A 16,286-nucleotide genomic window follows, 5' to 3' on the forward strand; every position below is an offset into this window, starting at 1 on the left:
TTAATCTGTCAGGGGAACTTTCGCTCCACCCACAATATAGATCCCTTCACCAATAGGTTGGGACTGATGAGATGAAAGTTCACAGTTGTAAGTTGTAATATATAGCTTGGCACAGCCTCTCTTTTGGAAATATGCATTCAGCAGTTTGCTATACATCTCTCCGCAGAATATGTAAGCCTCTGGAATAACCTGGGTTTGCAAGTTTGGGTGAGACTATTTTTTCACAGAGGCATAATTGTTGTGAGCTGCTTTAAGTAAGTCTTTTATTGCTGGCAAAACAGCATCAGCCTAAACCTAAGGTTAAAGCTATAGAACTCAATCAATTAATCTTGCTACAGAGATTAGTCAGTCAGTGCAACATCACACTACAATTCCACAGCTAAGTTGTTGTTTTGATAGGTAAGTTTACTCACCAGTAGACAACATTGAACTGTTCTGTAGCAACGTCGCAATTTCTGTATGGCAAGTTTGGGTCAACCTTTTAACTTCAGTATTTGAACGACTATTTCGATAGCTCGCTCTATGTTTAGCGGTTATCCATAGAGGTTGTCCAATAATCACGTGGACCTGCCGATAATAGGCAGGGTGCCATCCAAGTCGATGAAATAAGGGCTCAGAGGGAGCTAACCACTGGAATAATTTAAATGGAGCAATGGGGGTAATGATTTCCTTGGTAGGTGCGATCGCACCCGGTATAATTGCTAGACGCTCCATAGAAGCCCGCAGATTTCGCGACAAAGATAGGACCGTATCACCTGCCATAGTGGAGCTATTCAACTACACAGGTAACCTTGAAAATTTGTTCAGACGGCTTGCTAGCAATCACCGTTTCCCAATTGAGACCCGCTAAAAATTGCTCAGGCGATGTTGTCTCTACCACATCCACACCCCACTCACCGGTTTGCAATGATGTAGGCGAAGTACCCATAGCAGGTGTGGTTTTGACACCGCCTAGTAACATCACCGTGAAACTGTCAATGCTTTTTGCCGGGTCCGCCAAACGTTGAGAGCTAAGACTCTGAGCACAGAGTGTGGCCACCTCAGTGGGAGACGTTTGCTCTGCATCAAAAAGAACTTCCACCATCCAATGGGGGTTGTCAATTAGGCTACATGTAATATCAGTATGCACCTGAAGCCCTTTAATGAATACACTGGCAAAGTCGTCACGACTAAGGCTAGATACTTGGCCGTCAGGAAGTGTGCAATTGTGAGAGAGAAGCATCCGGGTAGTCGCTGCCATATCTGCTTGGTGAAAAAATGTTACGACGTTAAATAGGATATCAGTGGTAGGTCAATCAAACTATTGATGTGGTTGAATTAATATGGCTGATTTGCCTGTATTCACAATTTATATTGTCTGGGTTTTATATTGTCTGGGTGTATTTGAGACAGGCTGATATTGATAGCCGACTATGCCACTTCAAAATGCGGAATGTGGGTTGCGGGATTTATCTGCCCAGTGGTGTTGACACACTTAGTTCAGGACACCATTTATACCTGTGCCTGACTGGGGGCAAAGCCAAGTAATCTGCTTGAAATGATGACTATGCTTAATCAAGAACTGTCCGGTGATCATTACTCCATTACTTATAACGCTGACACAGCGACCGTAAAATTCAGGGGACAGTTAGTGCTCAGGGGATATGCGGAATATACACCGATTATGCACCTGTTGCTGAAGATAGCAGCGACTCAACCCGCTGCCATAACGCTGGATCTGAGGGATGTGTTATTTCTCAACAGCTCAGGCATTAACATGTTTTCCAAATTCTTGTTAAGCTTACGCACGCAAAAAAATATTGGATTAATTGTTATTGGAGATCGAGGGATTCCTTGGCAAGCTAAATCTCTCAAGAATATGCCTAAACTTTTACCCAGAGTACAGCTAATCCTTGATTGATTAATCTAAAGGTAACTTTCCTAAGCTGATTTCATTGGCTGAACAGTTTTTGACAGGGGAATTAAACGAGAGTTAACGTTGTCACCCTGTTAAAAGAAATGTTTTTAGACAACAAAATTTTTAGCTGTTACGTCTGTAGCAGTCACGCTCTCTAATACAACAATGGGATTGACTGTCACAAACAGAGATCAAGAAAAGATGAACATCACGTTAAAGGCTGAAGCTTTTTAGATGGGCTTCATGCTTTTTACTAATGCTTCATTAAGTCCTTACTATTTTTTAGGGATGTATTTCTTTAGGACGTGCCGCCGCATCGGAGTAAGCCGGTTTTCGTCGTTTGAGTGTTTCCACCAGTAATCCGATGGTTCCATCTCTTCACCGATACACTGATGGCTGGACATATCCATTGATTGGGTTTAATCATCCCTTAACCTGATGCTGAGACCTGAAAGTTCCGTGCATTTAGATATATCCGGGGAAAAAACAGACTTTGGCAATAAACTTATCAATTCTGGCTGGAATCTTTATGAAAGCCTAGGTAAGGCGTCGAAGCTTATGAAAAGGAGCGGTTTCAAAAAATGCGATCGCAAAAATGACGGAATTCAGCCAGCTATAATAAAATTATTAATTCTGATATTAGACTTTACAGGCGGTAGATCTCAGAGATGCTGCCTGATTTTAATATGCCGGCCGCTCCTATTCCCAAAAACGATGCTGACCGCCTAGCGGACCTAAGTTATTACAGGATTTTAGATACCCCTTCTGAAGCCTCCTTTGATCAACTGACTCGTCTGGCTGGCTATATTTGTCAAACCCCTGTAAGCTTAATCAGCCTGGTTGATAAGCATCGTCAGTGGTTTAAATCTGTTTGCGGTCTTGATATTAATCAAACGCCCAGGCAACAAGCATTCTGTGGATATACAGTTCTGGGCAAAGTTCCATTCATCGTTGAGGACGCCACGGCTGATGAGCGGGTTAAGGACAACCCCTTAGTATTGGGCAATCCAAAAATTCGCTTTTATGCAGGTATTCCGCTGGTTACACCTCGGGGCCATAACCTCGGCTCCCTATGCGTGATCGATTTTGTTCCTAGAAAATTGAACCAGCATCAAATTGATGGCCTCAAAACACTGGCATCGCAAGTGATGTACTTGCTAGAAGCCCGGTTATTTTCTGAGAAGATTACCCACTATACCAGTGTTCTAGAAGAGGCTCATTTTCAGGCGCTGGAGGCGAATCAGGCAAAATCCCAGTTTTTAGCCATGATTAGCCATGATATTCGCACGCCGCTCCACGGCATCATCGGGGCATTGGACCTGCTGTCCGATACCCAACTGTCGCTAGAGCAGCAGCAGTATGTGGATACGGCCAATACCTCTGCACAAATTTTGCAGGCTATTATCAGCGATGTTCTGGATTTCTCAAAAATTGAGGCTAACAAATTAACCCTCAAACCGACCCCAACATCATTGAGCAATCTTTGCACAATCATCGAAGAGGTTTTGCAGGATGAGATTTTTCAAAAACAGCTGCAATTTTCAATTGACGTTGACTCGTCCATTCCAGAAAGGCTTTTAATCGATAAGAATAGGCTCTCCCAAATTTTGCTGAATTTATGCAGTAATGCGGTTAAATTTACACCTCGCTATGGGTTGATTAATCTGCGCTGTAGTTTACAGCACATGGCCTCTGATGTTGTAACTGTCAAAATTTGTGTGTCAGATACGGGTATTGGCATTGCCAACGATCAGCAGCAAGACATATTCTCACCGTTCGTCCAGGCTAGTAACCATAATCGGCAAGAACATGGCGGCACCGGCTTAGGGTTGGCGATTTCATCACGGCTGTTGGAGCTTATGAAGTCGAAACTACACCTGAAAAGTGAGTTGGGAGAGGGCTCAATTTTTTCGTTTACCTTGACGTGCCCAATTATTCAGGCTGCTGCAATTCAGGTATTGCCCGACAATCCTCTCAAGGATGTGCGGTTGCGGCTGCGTCGTTCAATTCGTGTTTTGGTGGCAGAGGATAATCCCATTAACCAGAAGCTTTTGGAACACCTGTTGCAGAAAAATGGCTGTATTGTAAGCTTGACTAACAACGGAAAAGAGGCATGTAAACAGTTTTTAGAACATTCTTTTGACCTGGTGCTAATGGATCTTGAAATGCCTATCATGGGAGGGGAAGAGGCTGCTCAAGAGATATTTAAGTACTGTCAAAAACAACAGATACAGGTGCCTGTTTTGATGGTTACGGCCCATGCGATCTCAGAAACCCAAGAGCGGTTAATAGCACAAGGGATCGATGGCTACTTGACTAAACCGATTCGGGCTCAGGAATTGCTGGGTGCGATCGCACAAGTACTGGCTTAATTGCTTGTATTCAGACCGATCCTCAAACGATGTGTGTTGGGCCAGGGCCTACTCTAGGTTAGAGTTCCAAAGTCATTGTGGTATTGCATTCTAAACTGTTCAGGCAAAAAGTGTGGTGTTACATATGGGGCTCACCAAACAACACAATAGAACAGGTCAGTTCTCGGATTAATTGAGTCGTGACATCACTTACCATCAGGTTGGCATTTTGTTCACGGGCTGTGTGGCTAATGCCCGTGGCTGCATCATCGGCAATGCTGACAATAGGATTTGCTTTTACACTCAGCGTTTGACTAATATTGTTCGCTTCTTGCACCATCAGTTGGCACTTTTTCAAATCATCCACCAAGATTGGGTCATCCATATGGGCATAGGCACGACTGATGGCTAAGCCGAAAATAAAGTTTACCCGCCCAGTCCAGGCCAAAAAGAACAGTGGCAGCGTAGATGGCAAGGGCAAGGATTTGAGCGACCAGACTAAATAGAGAGAACTCTCCGGCATGGATAGAAACAGAAATTGCCAGGAGTAAAAGCCCCAGAATATCGGTAAAAATGGTGGCACCAATGGTAATGGGTAATGGCTTCATTACCCATTACCCCCCAGCCGATTCACAATTGGATATCCCAACAATGTATGGGGAGCAAATACGGCTCCCATCAGTAGGGCCGTATTCCAGCCAAAGCCCAGCAAGCGTCCAACAAAAAGCCCAGCGGCTAGCGAGGATACAAAAATAAATAGTCCAAAGCCTTATGTTGCATGAATAATGTTTGTATCACCTGACAAGGCTTGCCGTAATGTGCAAAAAAAACAACGGGTGAAGCCCCTCAGAACCCCACCCGCTGCTTTTATCCAAAAGACGTCCGTAACCTTACTCGTCGTCGTCCTCATCCTCATCATCTTGAGGATACTCAAAACTATTGGACCGATTAGTCAATACCGACTTGCCAAGGCTCAAAGCCCGCTGAGCCTGTAATTCTGCTTTACGCTTCCAAACAGCGCGGTGCATGTTGCGCTTAGACTTGGAGCGTTTCTTCTTAGGAACCGCCATGGACCTGTTGGAAAATTAGACAACCTATTGATAATAGACCAAAGTTGTGCGCAGGGGCTAGTTTCTAGTGAGGAAATTTAGGGGCGTTGTAGGGGCTGGTCTTGTACCTGCCCTGGGATATCCCTAGTCATTAGCAGGCTGGTCTCAAAAATTCCCTAAAACGACGATTCTGACGAAGACTCAAGTAACGTCTGAGCCCCCCGAAAATATGTCGCCCAATATTCAGTCATCGGCTGCTGACCCCACTCCTGACGGCTGACCCGTAGGTTCAAAATAGGCACGGCAATACCGTCGCTATTTTCCGCAGTCACACTAATCATCACTTCCGTGATTAGCAAATCTTGGTCAAAACTACGCTGTGCGCCTGCCCGAGCTGCCATATTGGCCCGCGTTACCAGACTGCTGTAAGGTTCACCGTCTTCCAACGTCAAAAATAAATTTAACCGAGACGTATAGGCATAGGATGCCTTAGGCATGATCAAAGCTTCGGTTAGCCACAAAGCTCCAGAGGTCCCCAGTAAGACCGCTAACCCAAGGGGGGCGCATGAGGCGCTGAGGTGTTGCGCTAGGGTGCGCTGGCGTCGCCGTCTGGAATAGGGTCGGTAGAGGGATGTCGTAGACATGTAGATTAACAAATGCTAGGAGTAATGCCGTCCGGGTAGAACTGTAATATAAACTGCGTTCATGTGCAGAATTGCGGTTTCGGGAAAACTCAAGGGTTTACTCCGATATGACAGCTAAGTAAGACTATCGTCAAACTTTCCCACTTTTGTAGCTTGAATGAACAAGAATAGCAAAGCTGTGCAGGCCACAATTTTGACTGGATAAGGAAGTCACTCAGTGATTGATCTATAAGTTGATGCCGGATCCCAACGCAAACGGCTCAACTTGCAGTAATATATGGCGCTGAAAGCTTCTGTTCCCTTCAACGTCCAATCTGTATTTGGTGGTCTCTGATGTCGAATTGCTGGGCAATTATTATTGGAATCAATCAGTATCAGGGGTTTCAGCCGCTGATGCAAGCTCAAAATGATGCGGTGGGTATTCGCAGATATCTAATTGAAGATGCTGGTTTTGCGCCGGAAAACTGCATTTTGCTGAGTGATTTGTCCACCTCGACGGAACAGGAAGCGGTTGTCCCTGACCGGGTGGCTATTCATGATTGGTTAGAGACCATTTGCCAGGGCCGGGTGCAACAGGATGACACCCTTTGGTTTTATTTCAGTGGCTATGGGGCTCAAGCTGATAACAAAGACTATTTAATGCCTGTGGATGGTGATCCGGCCCAGGTGAAACAAACTGGGATTGCGCTACAGGATGTGGTGCAATATCTCAAACAAGCACCAACTGACAACATCATGATGGTGCTGGATATGAACCGTAGTCAGAGTGCGCTAGCGGGTCAAGCCATTGGTGAACAGGTGGCTAAGTTGGCTCAAAAGGCTCGGATTCCCTTAATTTTGTCCTGTCAGCCCAACGAGTTTTCCCACGAGACATTGGCGGTGCGCCATGGGTTATTTACGGCAGCACTATTAGAGGGCCTGCGCTACGACGGTTGTGCAACCCTCAGTCACCTGGAGCGCTATTTGGTAGAACGGATTCCTGAGCTGTGTGAGCATCATTGGCGGCCCATTCAAAATCCGGTGGTGATACTCCCTGAAGAACAAAAGTTTCAGTTGCTTTGGCATCAACGGGAAACAACGGCGGCTCAGTCAGTGGAGTCTACGGCTGTTGCTGGAGCAGCAGGGTTGGCGGCGATGGTGGATGCTCCGAATGCGATCGCAAACGATGAATTTACAGATGAGTTTATAGATGAATTTACAGAGGATGCGAGCGCACCAATAGACACACCAGAATACATGCCGGAAGAACCGCCTTTGATTCCTGAAACGTCAGCCATGGATGCTGGAGCCATGGATGCGGGTCTTGTTCCCGACAATCCAGATACCGGTGACGATGGCGATCTAATCCCAGAGCCTGTACCGGAGTTTGTACTGGAAGATGAACTACCGGAGGAGCCACCACGGGAGCCGTTTTCGCTGGATACCGACACCGATGATGAGGGCGATATCTATGGCAGCACAACGGTGGATAACCTGCCAGAGGATCCACCTGCTAAGAACCGCACGGGAGGCTGCCTGGGTGCCTTAGGTGTGCTGGGGGCTCTGTTGCTATTGACAGCGGTGCTATTTCGCGATCAGCCGTTGGTGCAGCGGATGCTGGGTACGCTGCAAGAGCGCATACCGCCGGAATTGTTGGCTCGCATCGGTAGGGATCCGGAGGGGGCTGATGCTCCGTCCGGAGCGTTGCTGGATGATCCGGATGCCGATCCTTCAGTGGGTATCCCTGATGGCACTGAGGTTCCTGATGAGCCCGATGCTGCTGACACTCCTGATGCGGAGGCTACAGCGGACCCAGAGGCCGAAACGTCTGACGACCCAGATCCTGAAAACTCTGACGACCCAGAGGCGGCCACCGATGCGGAGGCAGGGGATACTGGGCCAGAGGTAGACGACCCAAATGCCGATGATACAGCGGATGTGCCCGATGATACGGCAGAGACTGAGACGCCGACGGCGGCTGCGCCCAATACTGTACCTGCGGCTGGTAATACGACAGGTGATGGGGCTGATACGGCTGCAATTTTGGAAGAGGCACGTCGGTCACTGCGCCCAAGTCAGGCATCTCGGTTTGCAAGTGCGATCGCAACCGCCCGCCAAATTCGTCCAGGCGATCCCAACTATGCTGAGGCCCAGGCTGACATCCAACGCTGGAGTCAGGTTATCCTCGACCTGGCTGAAGGTCGTGCTGCTGAGGCTGAACTCCAGGCTGCCATTGACGCAGCAAAGCTGATTCCCAGTGAGCCTGCCGATATTTATCAAGAGGCTCAGGAACGCCTTAGCCTATGGGAAAAACGAGCGGATGCCCGCGCCCTGATTCGCGAAGCCCAATCTATTCCACGCATAGGTCAGGCAAGCACGTATCAAAACGGCATTTTGAAGCTTCAGGAAATCCCAGAAGAGCTGTCGGTTGAGTACGCCGATGCCCAAAGGTTGATTGGCGACTGGACAGGCAAAATGTTGGCCATTGCCCAGACCCGTGCTGACCAAGGCCTCTTTTTTAGTGCCATTGAGGCTGCGGAGCTGATCCCCGAGGGCACTGAAAATTACGACCAGGCCCAAGCCGAAATTCGACGCTGGACAGGCGAATAGGAGACTCTACATACAGATGCTTTCTCGACGTATTCCACCTGGTCCAGGCCAGGAGTCTGTTTGGGACTATCCACGTCCGCCTGCATTAGTGGATAGCCCCAAGCACATTAAAATTGTCTTTAACGATCAGGTAATTGCTGAAAGTAATCAGACAAAACGAGTGTTAGAAACTAGTCACCCACCGGTCTACTATATTCCTCCTGGTGATATTGCCATGGAATATTTGACCGGGGCATCTGGCACCTCGTTTTGTGAATGGAAAGGACGCGCCCACTATTACTCGCTCACCGTTGGTGAACAAATAGCGGAGCGAGTGGCTTGGTACTATCCCACCCCTACGGAGCGATTCAAGTCAATTGCTAACTACGTGGCCTTTTACCCAAGTGCCATGGACGCTTGCTACGTCGATAACGAGCGAGTTCAAGCCCAGGCTGGGGATTTTTACGGCGGTTGGATTACCTCAGATATTGTGGGCCCTTTTAAGGGCGAAGCTAATACCTGGGGTTGGTGATTTTCAAACGTCGTGTAGGGGTGTTCCGTGGAACACCCCTACACGACATTGGTATTAATCTGCCAATACCATTTGTATATCCCCTAAAAGCTCCACAATGGCCTGCAATTTTGCTTCAATGGCCTGCTTCTGCTTGATCAACTGGTTGAGCCGTCGATAGCGAGCAATGGCCATACTCAACACCGGCACTTGATCGGGTGGGCATTGTTCTGTTTGAATTTGCCCGCTACTGTTCAGCCGACATAGATAATACTGGCTAAGGTTGCCGTTAGCCAATGAACTGGAGGGAGATTCTGCAGCCAAGCATGTGTTTGCGTTAGCCACTGCGCCATTTTCTAGCATGGCACTTTCTAAGGCTGACAGATAGTTCATCAAATCATCCGCATCGCCATGGCGAAACAAAGCAACATCCATGGCCTCTAAGGAGCGGGATGGGCTAGCGTGATCCCTTGCATAGCAGGTTTGAGCATGCTCAGAACGATTTGAGTATTTAACTGCCGCATTTAAGCTGGCTTCCGAGGCCAACCAGCCAGATACCACGGGCCCTTCCGCATAGACCTGATGAATTTTATTGACTAGCTGTCTTAGTTGTATCTGATACTTCTGGACCTGCTTGTAGATATCGGTCAAAGTATTAAGGGCAATAGCCGGATTCACTTCATAGCGAACGCTATTAGTTTCGCCATTGTCTGTGGGTGGGAGCTTGGGGACTCTAGAAGTAGACATTACATGTTCTACCAAACCGCCAATGGAATAATTAATCTGTAGGCTTTGCTGAAGATAAAAGAGATGCTAACCCTGGCGCGCTCTAATCTTAAAACAATCAGGACAAGCCCGTCGGAACGCCGGAACACTTAACAGAATCTTTGAATATTTGGAGTTTTAGCAAATTTAATTGTGATGAAGGCTTCCTCGGTGTCGATTAAGACATCCTGTGTGACCCCATATCAAAACACTACTCCGGAGTTGAGTTCAGAGAAATAAAGTAGCCAATACATGCCACTCACCATCTTTGTAATCAGCTTGAGAAATTTAGCTAACTACTTTTTTCGTCCCGAAGGGAGCTTGCTAGAACATCCAAATGGATTCCTGCCCTAGTATACTCCTGCTTTATAGAAGCGCCACAGTGAACCCAATAAACCCTGTAATATTCACGGAGAATTTTTCCCATGACATATAATCTTTTACAAGCTAACCTTTAATCTTTTACAAGCTAACTTTTGTGCTTGTGCCACTGAAGCTATCGTTACGTTTCTAAAGGCAAGATTTTTTGATACGTGCCAGCATAAAGGTGGGTACTAAATCTCTTTAGAGCGTCTGTGTTCCTAGTTCATTGTCTGCTGATTTTTTAGCTGCCCACACGATTACCATCGTTATTGGGGTCATTGACTTATGCGATTACCTCCATCTGTTCGATACTTCCCATCTCGCTTACAGGTCCTCTTAAATCCATGGCTTTGGCTTGGCATTCTAGTGACCGGAGTTGTAGGTGTATATGCCTGGGAGTATCGTCAAAACCCAGGCCAGTTACCATGGCAAATTGGTTCTACGGGGCTAGGTAGTTCCGGTGATTCCACCTCTAGTGATGTGCTGCTAGAGTCTCTGACTCCTGAGGAACAGGCCGTAGCTGCGGAACTGGACAACATAGAACTGCTGCTGGCCCAACTAGATTCAGATGTATCTGCCTTGACGTCTGGTGGTGAGCTCAGCGCTGCAGCATCGCTGAATGAGGCATTGGGTAATGCTAGCGGCGTACCTAGTGAGACAGGTGTGGAGCGTTTAACTCGCTACATTGACGAATACAGTTTCCTTGGAACTCGGGCCAGGGGCTCTAATACTCAGTCGGACAAAGGGGCAGGGGCGATACCGGTACAGCGTCCTTCTGAATCTGTTTTGACATCACAGCCTAACGCTAATCAACCCACCACTGTTTTAGCTCCCAGTGCCTTAGCTGACGCCTTGGCTCGACAAGAGGCGGAACAAGCAGCTGCAACCACATCTGCTCAGACCCCTGAGGTAGATTCTAGAGGTCTGCCTGTTTTACCTGCGAGTGATGCTGCGGCAGCTACAGAACAGAGCAATGTCGACACGCCAACATTTTCCTTTGGACAGGTGGATACGGGGGTAGTGCCTGGTAGTTTGAATGGCCTTGATCGGTCCTTTATTCGCACGACTCCCAACATGTCTCCACCGCCAGGGACAACTGGCTACACCCCCCCGGCGTCACTTTCAACATTTAATGGTGCACGCCAAGGTGCTAATAGTGCCAATCCGTTCCCAGCAGCTCAGCCCGCAACGGGGGCCTTTGGTAATCAGCCGTCAATCAATGTACCTGACCGTTCCCAGGTGTTGCCATCGGCGGATACGTCAGTGGCTGCACCTCTAGAAGTACCTACTTTTGATGGCACTTCTCAAGACACGTCGAATCAACCGCGTAATGCGTGGGAAGCCTTCTGGGATTAGATTGTCCGAGCCAAACTTATGGGTATGCCATTAGGGCGAAAGCTTGCCCTGGGCCTTTGGATTCAACCCTTATGAAGGGTAGTTTAGAGTCATGTTGCCTAGGCTGTATGCTCTAGGTCTGGCTGGGTTGAATGTTTGGGTAGAAAGGAGCACCTTAGATGGCGAAACACAAGGGTAAAAAGACAGATCAGGCAACAAACCGGGTTGTGTATTCAGAATTTGGTCAAAACCCGGCTATGGCCAGGGCAGTGCCTGACCGCCCCCCGACAGAGCAAGACCTGCGGGTGCAGGTGAGTGGTAAAGGGCGTAAAGGCAAGAAAGTAACCATTATTAGTGGGTTTCAACATGCCCCTGAGACACTGACAAAGCTGGCTAAGACCCTCAAAGCTCAGTGCGGCTCTGGCGGAACAGTGAAGGATAACACCATTGAAATTCAAGGGGAGCATGCCCCTAAGTTGGTGGCACTGCTAATTGAAAAAGGCTATCGCGCCAAGCGCAGCGGAGGCTGAAGCAGGCGAATGTCTTTTTGGGGATCTTTTTTGCGAGCAAAATTCCTGTGCTATGGGATTTTGAGTTTTTTCATTTGTGCTTGGCTTGGGTGTTTCGGTTTGGGTGTGCGGGCTGCAGACTGGCGTCAACAGCCTTGTGTTGCCACCCTTGGCCAGCGCCAAATCTTAGATACTAGTGCGATACGCCAGTCGTTTCAATCGATTTCGCAGCAGACGTTTGCTTCGGCAGTATTGGTGACCTTTCCAGGTAAGTTTGCAGCCGCTAATGAGTCGTTGGGATTGACGTTTGAGGGGGATACCGAGGTCGAGCAACTGTTGGATGCAGCCCTGGGTGATGAGGCTAATGGACAGCGGGCACTTTTGCGATCGCAAGCCCTATCCATTCTCACCACCGGTGCGGCTTTACCCTATGAAGCCCAGGCCACACAGGTATTAGACGCCACATTTCGTGACAGCGCCCTCATCGCTTACGAAAATCGTGAAGGTGTGGCAGCAGCGTTAGGCCAAGGGATGATACCGACTGAGTCCTATGGCCGAGCCTCCCAGGAACGGGTTCGTTTTTACCCCAACCGCAGTGCCACCTATGGTATGGCCGCTAATCTGTTGTGTGCGGCGAGCCCAGATCAGACCGTGGCTGCGTTGGTTCCTGATCGAGTGCAACCGGGGACCATGGCTGATGCCCCCCTGCCCGCAAGAGAGATTCGCGGGGTGTGGATGACCAATGTTGATAGCCAGGTGTTATTCTCGCGGGATGCCCTAGAGACCAGTTTGCAGCGCCTAGCCGATCTCAACTTTAATACGGTATATCCAACGGTGTGGAATTGGGGATATACCCTGTATCCCAGCGATGTGGCCAAACGGACCTTTGGCTATCAACAAGGTCTGTACCCGGATGTGGATGATACTGGGGAGCGTAATGAAGCCCTGGAAGCTGCCCAGGGCGATCGCGACATGTTGCTGGAGCTGATCAGCTTGGCTCGTCCCTTAGGGTTGCGAGTTATTCCCTGGTTTGAATTCGGGTTTATGGCTCCAGCTGATTCGGCTTTAGCACGCAGCCACCCAGACTGGCTCACTCAAAAAGCTGACGGCAGCACGGTGAAAGCAGAAGGTACCCATAATCGAGTTTGGCTCAATCCGTTTCACCCTGAAGTGCAACAGTTTATGCTCGACATGGTGAGCGAGCTGGCGGCCAATTACCCCATCGATGGCTTCCAGGTGGATGATCATTTTGGGTTACCGGCGGTCTATGGCTATGACCCTTATACCGTTAACCTGTATCGCCACGAACACAACGGTAAGGCTCCTCCAGCAGATATCCATGACCCAGAGTGGACTCGCTGGCGGGCTAACAAAATTACCGACTTTATGGGTCGCACCTTTGAAGTGGTGAAGGCCCAACAGCCCCAGGCAATTGTGTCAGTGTCTCCCAATCCCCAGGAGTTTGCCTACAAACACTTTTTGCAAGATTGGGATACCTGGGTGAATCGAGGCTACATTGAAGAACTCATTGTGCAGCTTTATCGCAGTGATTTAGGGCGATTCGTTTGGGAAATGAACCGTGATCCTGCTCAGGATGCGCGCCGTCACATTCCAACGGCGGTGGGTGTACTTAGTGGTTTACGAGGCCGCCCTGTGCCTATGGCGCGGATTCAAGAACAGGTGACAGCGGTGCGCGATCGCGCCTATGCTGGCGTTTCCTTTTTCTTCTATGAGTCTCTCTGGTGGTCAAATACTGAGACGTTAGAACAACGTCAAAACTCTCTTCTACAGATATTTCCTGAGAAAGTGATTGCGCCTCAAATATAACAAGGACAAATATAACAAGGACAAAAAAGGACAGAGGAAACAACTTTCCTCTGTCCTCTTCTGCTTGGCCCATGCCTTACGTATCTGGCGTATCTATTGTTAGGTCCCTGGGGGTGCGTTCACCGGCGCTGTTTGTGCCGGTGGCTCCACAGGTGGCTCAGCGACAGCGTCTGGCAAACGGTCTATTTGGACCTCAGTCTCAGGCTGGGGGACCACCTCGATGGGGCTTTCCACAATATTTTCAACGTTGTTATCAGGGGGAATAACGGCTTCAGGCGCAATCGGTTCAATGGGGGGTGCAGGTTTGTCAGGAGGTGGAGTTACCCCAGGGACAGTCGGTTCAGGGGTACCTACAATGACGGGAGTATCAATCACAGGTGGTGAAGGTGCCGGTTCAGGAATGCTCGGTTCAGGCGGTGTTTGAGGTGTTGGCGCAATCGGCTCAACACCTGGAGTTGGCTGAGAAATCGGTTCTGTAGGCTCAGGGGTAACGGGGGCAGGAATATTTGGTGTTGGTTGGTTAGGGGGCTCAATCGGTAGATCAGGCTTGTCGCCGCCACCAGGGGTTGGGCCACCAGGGTCACCAGGGCCACCAGGGGTTGGGCCGCCAGGTGTCGTCGGACCACCGGGATTGGTCGGCTCAACGGGTCTAGGTGCCACGGGTGGTTTAGGCGTTGTCGGCGGATTGGGTCTAGCGGGGGGCTGAGGATTAGGGCGATCTACCCCAGGTGGATTAGGCCGTCGCGATTCTATATCTGGTTGATTCACCGTAGCATTAACCGTATTATCAAACCGCTCATTGATATTACGCTGTTGTAAAAAGTCAGCAGCGGGCGATAGGGAAAAGTCCGGGATGGTTGTGGACGACGCTATACGGTTAGATGAATTGGCCGAAAGGAATTCTGGATTTTGAATGACATCGTCACCATCCTCAAAACTCTCTCCTTCCAGGGCCTCCTGAATTTCTTGTCTGACCGCATCAATGGCCTCATCACCTGTGGATGCTTCCGGGTTATCCAATAGGAGGCCAGTGACTAAATCACTGGTGGCATAGAACTCGTGGAGGTCAAAAGAAAAAAGCTCTAACCTGCCATCTTCATGCAGCACCGCCATCTCTCCAGCGTAGAGCGGCTGTTGGGCAGAACCATCTTCATTGAAGGCCATCATCGGACCTTCTGGATTGTTTGTCAGGGCACCAATAATCGTGGTGTTGGTGTCAGGAACAAAGCGCACAAACAGCGCTGAGCCATGGATACCAGTGACAGCGTTAGGTGTTTGGATAGTTGTCCGCCCCTGGCCAGGTGGAATTAATAGCAGGACCGTACCGTTGGACAGCCGAAAATTACGGGTATTGGGGGTAAATTGAAACACCGCACTTTCGCCAATGCGGGCAAGGGAGCCATCATTAAAACGCAGCTCTGCTCGTGCCCTGCGAGCCGTGCTCAAGGCGTCGCCAACGCCAAGCACATCGGAGACCCGTGCCCTACGAGATCGACCATCGGTAAATAGCTGTACCTGATTACGTGTAAGTTCTATTCTGGCCCACGTCAAAGCAGATTGAGCACTGGCAGACCCGGGCAGAGCCAACAGTATGCCCAAGGATGCGCAGACCAAGGACAACCAGCGGCCCGTTGCCGTCACATTCAGTTTTTCCATTACAGTCGGTTAGTGAACCCGCTAAACATTAAGGACTATTAATCAGCCATCTAAGTTCACACCAGAGCTAATGGGCTAGATCAAACCGGATCTGGCTATCTGGCTACAGGAACAATAAGACAGCATTAAACCCCCGAATATGTAAAGTTCTTGATACACCCTTGAACTTATGCTACTGGCCTTGTTTACAAAGATGGGCAAGATTTGATGAAGTGTCCGCAGTTAGTTTACGTTTTTTTTGAAGATTGTGTTTGCAAAGCTATAAATTTTCCGGTGTGGCTAATCCTCAGTCGGATTTTATGTCTCCAGTTTTGGTGGGTACGCAATTAGACTGATCGGTTTATTATCCTCTGAATCAACACCGGTAATTTCCCAGTTTAGAATTCCTCCAACAGAGGCCCCAAGCGATTAAGCACCGGGTCATCGGTCACTGTCACCGCATCGGCTTCTTCGTCTGGGACTGTGGCCTGCTCTGCCGGAATCTCATGATGAGTTCCCCTGTTAGGATCCCCATGCTGACTATCTGGTGGGGGAAAGGCCGCTGCAAGGCTGCTGTTGTCTTCGAGGGTGGCTACACGCACATTCAATTGGGCAATCTGATGCTGCAATTCCATAAACAGCATTACCGATTGCGTGGGTTCACGGCTTAATAGATATTGATGGAGTGCCTGCTTACAGAGATCGCTAAACGATTGAGCATGCTTAGACTGGTGGTTTGCGATCGCATCCAGCAAAACCCGATCCCCATCACTATCGTCAAAGGAAACACTCTTACGGATAGATTTGGCAGGCATGATCGAGCAGCGGCACA

General features: G+C 48.9%; 15 protein-coding genes. 7 read left to right on the forward strand and 8 right to left on the reverse strand.

What is annotated here, in order from left to right:
* Window positions 1–405: 405 nt before the first annotated feature.
* Both U2F10_RS07560 and U2F10_RS07565 read right to left on the reverse strand, forming a co-directional pair.
* Entirely contained in the window at window positions 406–762 is a 357-nt protein-coding gene (locus tag U2F10_RS07560; RefSeq protein ID WP_499871539.1) for a hypothetical protein, read from the reverse strand.
* A 7-nt stretch (window positions 763–769) separates the two neighbouring features.
* Window positions 770–1,240 carry a DUF2656 family protein gene (locus tag U2F10_RS07565; protein ID WP_499057329.1) on the reverse strand — a complete coding sequence of 157 codons (471 nt, stop codon included), beginning with the start codon at window positions 1,238–1,240 and terminating at the stop codon, window positions 770–772.
* A gap of 297 nt (window positions 1,241–1,537) precedes the next feature.
* Between U2F10_RS07565 and U2F10_RS07570 the strand changes: the two genes are divergently transcribed.
* Complete coding sequence (locus U2F10_RS07570; protein WP_499871540.1) at window positions 1,538–1,900, forward strand: slr1659 superfamily regulator; 363 nt, start codon at window positions 1,538–1,540, stop codon at window positions 1,898–1,900.
* A gap of 683 nt (window positions 1,901–2,583) precedes the next feature.
* Window positions 2,584–4,269: a GAF domain-containing hybrid sensor histidine kinase/response regulator gene (locus U2F10_RS07575; protein ID WP_499871541.1), complete on the forward strand. Its 1,686-nt coding sequence runs from the start codon at window positions 2,584–2,586 to the stop codon at window positions 4,267–4,269.
* A 118-nt stretch (window positions 4,270–4,387) separates the two neighbouring features.
* Here U2F10_RS07575 and U2F10_RS07580 read toward each other — a convergent pair whose 3' ends face one another.
* The 3 genes from U2F10_RS07580 to U2F10_RS07590 form a co-directional block, all read right to left on the reverse strand.
* Window positions 4,388–4,771 (reverse strand): hypothetical protein, encoded by a 384-nt coding sequence (locus U2F10_RS07580; RefSeq protein ID WP_499871543.1) that lies wholly within the window; start codon window positions 4,769–4,771, stop codon window positions 4,388–4,390.
* A 367-nt stretch (window positions 4,772–5,138) separates the two neighbouring features.
* Window positions 5,139–5,318 carry a 50S ribosomal protein L32 gene (gene rpmF, locus U2F10_RS07585; protein WP_006519493.1) on the reverse strand — a complete coding sequence of 60 codons (180 nt, stop codon included), beginning with the start codon at window positions 5,316–5,318 and terminating at the stop codon, window positions 5,139–5,141.
* Window positions 5,319–5,473: 155 nt separating this feature from the next.
* Window positions 5,474–5,941, reverse strand: a complete 468-nt coding sequence (locus U2F10_RS07590) for a hypothetical protein (protein ID WP_250565201.1) — start codon at window positions 5,939–5,941, stop codon at window positions 5,474–5,476.
* A 333-nt stretch (window positions 5,942–6,274) separates the two neighbouring features.
* On the opposite strand from U2F10_RS07590, the gene U2F10_RS07595 reads away from it, so the two are divergent.
* Window positions 6,275–8,530 carry a caspase family protein gene (locus tag U2F10_RS07595; RefSeq protein WP_499871545.1) on the forward strand — a complete coding sequence of 752 codons (2,256 nt, stop codon included), beginning with the start codon at window positions 6,275–6,277 and terminating at the stop codon, window positions 8,528–8,530.
* 16 nt (window positions 8,531–8,546) lie between these two features.
* Window positions 8,547–9,041, forward strand: coding sequence for a DUF427 domain-containing protein (locus U2F10_RS07600; RefSeq protein ID WP_499871547.1), 495 nt, complete (start codon window positions 8,547–8,549; stop codon window positions 9,039–9,041).
* A gap of 54 nt (window positions 9,042–9,095) precedes the next feature.
* Here the strand turns inward: U2F10_RS07600 and U2F10_RS07605 are convergent, their stop codons facing one another.
* Window positions 9,096–9,767, reverse strand: coding sequence for a hypothetical protein (locus U2F10_RS07605; protein ID WP_499871549.1), 672 nt, complete (start codon window positions 9,765–9,767; stop codon window positions 9,096–9,098).
* Window positions 9,768–10,433: 666 nt separating this feature from the next.
* On the opposite strand from U2F10_RS07605, the gene U2F10_RS07610 reads away from it, so the two are divergent.
* From U2F10_RS07610 to U2F10_RS07620, 3 genes are all read left to right on the forward strand, one after another.
* Complete coding sequence (locus tag U2F10_RS07610) at window positions 10,434–11,504, forward strand: hypothetical protein (RefSeq protein WP_163670935.1); 1,071 nt, start codon at window positions 10,434–10,436, stop codon at window positions 11,502–11,504.
* 158 nt (window positions 11,505–11,662) lie between these two features.
* A complete protein-coding gene (locus U2F10_RS07615; RefSeq protein WP_163670928.1) occupies window positions 11,663–12,013 on the forward strand; it encodes a translation initiation factor in 351 nt (116 codons plus the stop codon).
* Between the two features lie 105 nt (window positions 12,014–12,118).
* Window positions 12,119–13,819, forward strand: a complete 1,701-nt coding sequence (locus U2F10_RS07620) for a glycoside hydrolase family 10-like protein (protein ID WP_348918297.1) — start codon at window positions 12,119–12,121, stop codon at window positions 13,817–13,819.
* Between the two features lie 99 nt (window positions 13,820–13,918).
* Here the strand turns inward: U2F10_RS07620 and U2F10_RS07625 are convergent, their stop codons facing one another.
* Complete coding sequence (locus tag U2F10_RS07625; protein ID WP_163670924.1) at window positions 13,919–15,475, reverse strand: FecR domain-containing protein; 1,557 nt, start codon at window positions 15,473–15,475, stop codon at window positions 13,919–13,921.
* 377 nt (window positions 15,476–15,852) lie between these two features.
* Window positions 15,853–16,269, reverse strand: coding sequence for a filament morphology membrane protein FcmC (fcmC, locus tag U2F10_RS07630; RefSeq protein ID WP_163670923.1), 417 nt, complete (start codon window positions 16,267–16,269; stop codon window positions 15,853–15,855).
* Between the last annotated feature and the right edge of the window lie 17 nt (window positions 16,270–16,286).

It is taken from the genome of Leptothoe sp. EHU-05/26/07-4 (assembly GCF_043421015.1).
Taxonomy (GTDB): domain Bacteria; phylum Cyanobacteriota; class Cyanobacteriia; order Phormidesmidales; family Phormidesmidaceae; genus Leptothoe; species Leptothoe turfae.